1 protein-coding gene is annotated in these 2412 nt (G+C 62.8%); it reads left to right on the top strand.

Annotated features, from left to right (window positions below; genetic code table 11):
* Positions 1–119 precede the first annotated feature (119 nt).
* The coding region (locus V3W39_RS33550; RefSeq protein WP_330214182.1) for a hypothetical protein at positions 120–2412 on the top strand (2293 nt) is incomplete at its 3' end.

Below are 2412 nucleotides of genomic sequence, written 5' to 3'. Positions count from 1 at the left end.
GTCGCCACTGTCACTTCTCACAGCTATCCCCCTTTCTGCCTGAAGCGCTCAATCGCTAAAGCGACGCTCACCCCTTCCTGGCCTGAGCGTACCCTCAACGAGCAGACAGGATTGTGATCATGACTCAAGATCTCGACACCCCGCACGATGACTCCGTCCCTTCATTACCACTGCTGCCAAGCGACACCACGGTTGAGCCCGCACCCTTGCGCCCGGGCGGCTTTACCTTGCCGCAAACGCCCGATAGCGTGCTGACCGCCCAGTCCTTCAGCAACGAGCCCTTCAGCAACCTGCCCCTGTACATTCCGACCCTGACCACCCCGGTCGTCGGCTACAGCGGCGGCCTGAACAGGGCCGCGCTGAACGTCAGCCCGGCCGGCGTGTTATTCATCCTGCTGCCCTACCTTGACCAGGCCGACGGTGACTTCATCGAGCTACAGCTCAACGGATTCAGGGTTGCGTTCCATACCGTCACCGCCGACGAGGCTCTTAACGGCACGCAAATCGTCTTGTATGTGGAAAGCTCGCGTTTTATTCGCGAGGCCGGCAATACCCTACAAGCTTTTATCACCCGTATCAGCGGCGGTACCGATCAAACCCAGTTGTTCAATATCTATGTCGATGACGAGCTGCCCGGGGGCCGCAATCCGGTGGCCAGCACCTCGGAAAACGAAAACCTGCCCAAGCCCCTATTTCCCCAAAACATTATCGACTTTGGTGTCAGCCAGGACGATGCCAACCGAGGCGTGCCGGTAACCATCGGCTACTACCCGGTCGACACCAGCCTGCCTGCCGTGAATCACCGCAAGACGCGCGATGTGATTCGCCTGAGCATCGGCGGGGTGATCATCCAGCATACCGTCACCGAGTTTGAAGCGGCGGGCCGCGACCCCATCATCATCACGGTCTACGCCGGCACCTGGGCCGAGGTGGGCAGCGGTGTACGCGTGTGTGAATACGATGTGGTCGACGAGGTGGGCAACCGCTCCGATGGTTTCTCGCCGGCGCAACTGCTGACCGTGCGGATCGGCACGGGCACCGAACCGCTGTTGCCGGCGGCCTATATCGAGGAATCCAATGAGCCGCCGGAAGCCACACCGGAAGACACGCCAGAGCTCGATGCCGATGCACTCAAGGGCGCAGACGCCACCTTCGTGGTCGAGGTCTCCGGCCAGGGTTACATGACGGGCGACATCATTCGGGTGACCGTCGCCGGGCTGATCGACGGGGTACGCGTGACCTACACCTACGACCACACCATCACCTCGACCACTCGCGCCCAGCGCATCAACTGGCCAAACGCCGATATCCTGCCCCTGGTCGACGGGCGCCTGCTGCTGACCTACCAACGTATTCGCACCGGCGTACCGGCACGCGACTCGCAAGGCGCGCTCGTCAATATCATCGGCACTCCTGTCGACACCCGCCTGGCAGCACCGCAAGTACCCGACGCGGTGAGCGGCTCACTGCCACCCACCACCAACCCTGTATTCGTGGTGATCCCGTCTTATACCGGCCAGAACAGCAACGACCGCGTCACGCTGAAACTGGAAGGCACCTATGCCAATGGCCGTTCCTATTACGCCGCGTACAGCACCCGCGCCGGCAGCGGCGATATTCTCTTCGACCTGGCCAACGGGCCCGACGGCGAGATCGCCCAACTGGAAGGCGGTTCGTTGCGGCTCTACTACACCGTCAATGATTCCCGCGACCGGCCGCCATCGCGCACCCTGAGCCTTCAGATCGGCGGAATAAGGGCGATCCTGCCGCCGCCCACCACCCGCGAAGCGGTGCCGCCTGATTATGTCTTCGACCCGGAAATCAACCGCGGCAACTTGAATGTCACCGTGCCGGCGAGCCCGGCCTTTACCCTCGGCGCCACGGTGTTCCTGCACGCCGACGGCAGTTCCCCCGGCGGCAGCGCTCCACCGGATGCTTTCCCGATCGACGTCAACTGGGTCGGTGCCGCCCTGCCCTTCACCGTGCCTCGCGGCTTTGTGACCGCCAACCTGAACGGTTCCCTGACCCTGTACTACACCGTGGTCAGGCCGGGGCAGCCCACCCTGACGTCCGAGGCGTTGGTCATCCGGGTCGGCTCGGCGCTGAACCTGCCGGTGCCCGAAGTGCTGGAAGGCACGGTGATCAACCCGACCCTGACCCGCCTCAACCCGCTGCGCGTGCTGCCGCCGCGCCCGGAAGTGGTGACGATTCGTGTGCGCTACGCGCCGATGTTGCCAACGGATGACATCAAGATGCACATCATCGGCAAACCGGACGTGGGCACACCGGATATTCCGGCGAAACCCGGCATTCCCAATCCTGGTAGCGACTTTGTCGACTTCACGGTTTCCAGTGCATTCGTCGCGGCTTACCTGGGCGAGAGCTGCCAGGTGTATTACGAAGTCATTCGGG

Origin of the sequence: Pseudomonas sp. Z18(2022) (assembly GCF_036346535.1) — a bacterium.
Lineage (GTDB): Bacteria > Pseudomonadota > Gammaproteobacteria > Pseudomonadales > Pseudomonadaceae > Aquipseudomonas > Aquipseudomonas yamanorum_A.
This window is presented reverse-complemented; position numbering and strand designations above follow the sequence as displayed.